The sequence below is a fragment of the Bacteroides sp. CAG:633 genome (assembly GCF_000435115.1).
Classification (GTDB): Bacteria; Bacteroidota; Bacteroidia; order Bacteroidales; family Bacteroidaceae; genus Bacteroides; species Bacteroides ndongoniae.
Map to the genome: position 1 here is coordinate 1 of NZ_FR883093.1, position 4,314 is coordinate 4,314.

Annotated in this window: 2 protein-coding genes and 1 tRNA gene; 2 read left to right on the forward strand and 1 reads right to left on the reverse strand. The window is 55.5% G+C overall.

Going from position 1 to position 4,314, the window contains the following annotated elements:
* On the forward strand, nt 1-727 hold a 727-nt coding region (locus tag QVP67_RS09630; protein WP_288180085.1), incomplete at its 5' end, for a leucine-rich repeat domain-containing protein.
* A gap of 70 nt (nt 728-797) precedes the next feature.
* Here the strand turns inward: QVP67_RS09630 and QVP67_RS09635 are convergent.
* Nucleotides 798-868 (reverse strand) — tRNA-Gln (locus QVP67_RS09635).
* 150 nt (nt 869-1,018) lie between these two features.
* Between QVP67_RS09635 and QVP67_RS09640 the strand changes: the two genes are divergently transcribed.
* Nucleotides 1,019-4,273 (forward strand): S41 family peptidase, encoded by a 3,255-nt coding sequence (locus tag QVP67_RS09640; protein WP_022163353.1) that lies wholly within the window; start codon nt 1,019-1,021, stop codon nt 4,271-4,273.
* Nucleotides 4,274-4,314 lie beyond the last annotated feature (41 nt).

Here is a 4,314-nt window from a genome sequence, read left to right on the forward strand (position 1 = left end):
GGCCGTCACACTGCCCAGTTCGCTGAAAACCATCGGCCCGCACGCTTTCGAAGACTGCATCGCCCTGACCGGCATCGACCTTTCCGCCACCGCCCTGCGCCGCATCGAAGACGAAACTTTCCGCGAAAGCGGTCTGAAGGTCGCCACACTGCCCCAGGCACTGGAAAGCATCGGGGCACAAGCCTTCATGGCAACCCGCCTCGAATCGGTCAGTCTGCCCCCTGCCCTGCGCAGCGTGGAAGACGGCGCGTTCAGAGAGATTGCCACGTTGTGCACCGTTACCCTGCCCGACGGCATACAGCAGATAGGCAGTTACGCCTTCTACCGTTGCACCCGGCTCGTCACCGTCAAAAGCCACGGTACAGCCACAACCTACGACGGCATCATTCACGAAGCCGCCTTCAGCGACTGCACCGCCCTGCAACACATCGCCCTGCCTCAAAGCCTCGCCAGCCTGAAGGGATGGACGTTCAGCGGATGCGAACAACTGAAAGAAATCACGCTGCCTGCCCACGTAAAGGAAATAGGTGACTACGCCCTGCGCACCGGCTTTGCCCTCGTCACCCTGCGTTTCGAAGGAAAGGAACCGCCCACGTTGAGCAACAACGCCCTACCCTTCCTCGGCCAACTCTCCGCCCTGATTGTTCCCCAAGGCCGGACAGAGGCCTATCGTACACGCTGGGAGGCCTACCCGAGTTATCACAATAAAATAAAAGAAGAAGGCTGATACTCCGCCGGAGCACAAAAAAAGGAAACCCTCAAGAGCATCTGCTCTTAAGGGTTTCCTACGTTGGATGTTGGACTACCAGGATTCGAACCTGGACAAACAGAACCAAAACCTGTTGTGCTACCATTACACCATAGTCCAAACTTCAGGTGCTTTCTGTTAAAAAGCGGTGCAAAGATATGGGTTTTACAAATATGCTCCAAATTATTTATCTGTTTTTTTAGTCCGTTTCCCTATTTTCCTTATTTTTGCCCTTTATAGAACAAGTATTCATTTCAATTCTATCTTTTTATGAAAAAACTGACATGCTATCTGCTGCTGGGTATGGCAGCTACAGCTACCGCCTGGGGCGGGACTCCGTTGTGGATGCGCGACGTACGCATCTCGCCCGACGGCACCCAGATCGCCTTCTGCTACAAAGGCGACCTCTACAAAGTGAATGCACAGGGAGGCGAAGCCGTGCGGCTCACCTCACAAAGCTCTTACGAATCATCGCCCGTATGGTCGCCCGACGGCAAGCAAATCGCCTTTGCCAGCGACCGCTATGGCAATATGGATGTATTCGTAATGCCCGCCGACGGCGGAAGTGCCAAACGACTGACCTATAACTCGGCTTCCGAAGTACCCACCGCCTTCTCGCCCGACGGCAAGAAAGTCTACTTCAACGCCGCCCTTCAGGACCCGGCTTCGAGTGCCCTCTTCCCCACCTCGGCCATGACCGAACTTTATGCCGTTCCCGCAACAGGCGGACGCACCGAACAGATACTGGCCACGCCTGCCGAAATGATCAACTTCCTGCCACAGGCCGACGGTTCCTTCCTCTACCAGGACCGCAAAGGCTTTGAAGACGAATGGCGCAAGCACCATACATCGTCCGTCACCCGCGACATCTGGCGCTACGATGCCACCACCGGACGTCACACCAACCTGACCAATCGCCCCGGCGAAGACCGCAATCCTATTCTGGCCGACAACGGCAGCGACGTCTTCTTCCTGAGCGAACGCAACGGCGGCAGCTTCAACGTATGGCGCATGAAGCTGGACAACCCGCAAGAAGCTCAACCCGTCACTACCTTCAAGACTCACCCCGTACGCTTCCTTTCGCAAGCCAAGGGTACCCTCTGCTATACTTACGACGGCGAAATCTACACACAGACTCCCGACGGCCGGCCGCAGAAGGTGAAAATCAATCTGACCGGTGATGACACCGACGCCGTAGCACGCCTCAACTTCAGCAGCGGAGCCACCTCGGCCACGCCTTCGACCGATGGCGAACAGGTGGCCTTCCTGATACGCGGTGAAGTGTTTGTCACTTCGGCCGACTATGCCACTACCAAGCAGATTACCCACACCGCTGCCGCCGAAGCCGACGTCTGCTTCGCTCCCGACGGTCGCACCCTGGCCTATGCCAGCGAGCGTAGCGGTAACTGGCAACTCTACCTGGCCAAGATAGCCCGTAAGGAAGACCCCAACTTTGCCAACGCCACCCTGATCGACGAAGAAGTGCTACTGCCCTCCACCACCGTAGAGCGCACCATGCCTACCTTCTCGCCCGACGGCAAGGAACTGGCCTTCATCGAAGACCGCAATCGCCTGATGGTTCTTAACCTCGACACCAAAAAGGTACGCCAAATTACCGACGGCTCTACATGGTACAACACTTCCGGCGGATTCAACTACCAGTGGTCGCCCGACGGAAAATGGTTCGCCCTCGAATTCATCGGCAACGGGCACGACCCCTATACCGACATAGGTCTGGTGAGTGCCGACGGCAAGGGAGAAATCTTCAACCTGACTGGCAGCGGCTACTTCAGCTCATCACCCCGCTGGGTAATGGACGGTAATGCCATTCTCTTCAGCACCGAACGCTATGGTATGCGCAACCACGCTTCATGGGGTTCGCTCGAAGATGCCATGCTGATATTCCTCAACCAGGACGCCTACGACAAGTTCCGCCTCAGCAAGGAGGACTACGAACTTCAGAAGAAAGAACAGGAAGAAGCCGATAAAGACAAGAAGAAAGAAGGCAAAGAAGCCGATAAGGACAAAAAAGACAAGAAAGAAGCCGACAAGAAGGAAGAAACGAAACTCATCACAGTGGAACTGGACGGCATCGAGGACCGTATCGTGCGCCTCACGCCCAACTCTTCAAACCTGGGTGATGCCATCCTTTCGGCCGACGGTGAAAGTCTTTACTACATGTCGGCCTTCGAAGGCGGTTACGACCTTTGGAAGATGGACCTGCGCAAGCGCGATACCAAACTGCTGAAAAAGATGGACGCAGGTTGGGCATCGCTCACACTGGATAAGAAGGGCGACAACCTCTTCATCCTGAGCGGACGCAGCATGCAGAAGATGAACACCAAGAACGATAAACTGGAATCCATCACCTACCGCGCCGAAATGAAGATGAACCTGGCTGACGAACGTGCCTACATGTTCGACCACGTTTATAAGCAGGAAAAGAAACGCTTCTACAACCTGAACATGCACGGTGTAGACTGGGATAAGATGGCAGAAGACTACCGCAAATTCCTGCCCCACATCAGCAACAACTACGACTTTGCCGAGCTGCTGAGCGAATGGCTGGGCGAACTGAACGTATCGCACACGGGCGGACGCTACTATCCGTCGCTCGCTACCGACGCTACTGCCAACCTGGGTCTGCTCTATAGCTGGACCGACCGTGGCGAAGGCCTACTGATAGACGAAGTAGTGGAAAAAGGTCCCTTTGATACCGCCAAGTCCAAAGTAAAAGCAGGCGACCGCATCGAGAAGATAGACGGACAGACGCTCGACGCCAACACCGACATCAGCCAGCTGCTGAACGGCAAGGCCGGCCGCAAGACACTTGTATCCTTCTACAGCCCCGCTACAGGCGAACGCTGGGACGAGGTGGTGAAGCCCATCACCAGTGGCTCACTGAACAGCCTGCTCTATCGCCGATGGGTAAAACAGCGTGCAGCCGACGTAGAACGCTGGTCGGGCGGACGTCTGGGCTACGTACACATCCAGTCGATGGACGACGGCAGTTTCCGCAACATCTATTCGGACATCCTGGGTAAGTATAACAAGTGCGAAGGCATCGTCATCGACACCCGCTTCAACGGCGGCGGACGTCTGCACGAAGATATCGAAGTGTTGTTCAGCGGACAGAAATACTTCACACAAGTGGTACGCGGACGCGAAGCCTGCGACATGCCCAGCCGCCGCTGGAACAAGCCCAGCATCATGCTGCAGTGCGAGGCCAACTACTCCAACGCTCACGGTACGCCCTGGGTGTACAGTCACCAGAAACTGGGTAAACTGGTAGGCGCTCCCGTACCGGGTACCATGACCAGTGTATCTTGGGAGACGCTTCAGGACCGTTCGCTGGTATTCGGTATCCCCGTTGTAGGCTATCGCCTGCCCGACGGCTCCTATCTGGAAAACTCCCAGTTGGAACCCGACATTCTGGTACTGAATGCTCCCGAAACCATCGTCAAAGGTGAAGACACGCAGCTGAAAGCCGCCGTGGACGAACTGCTGAAGGAAATAGGAAAATAAAACGGCACATCTGTTGCCAGACATACTATTATAAGAAAAGA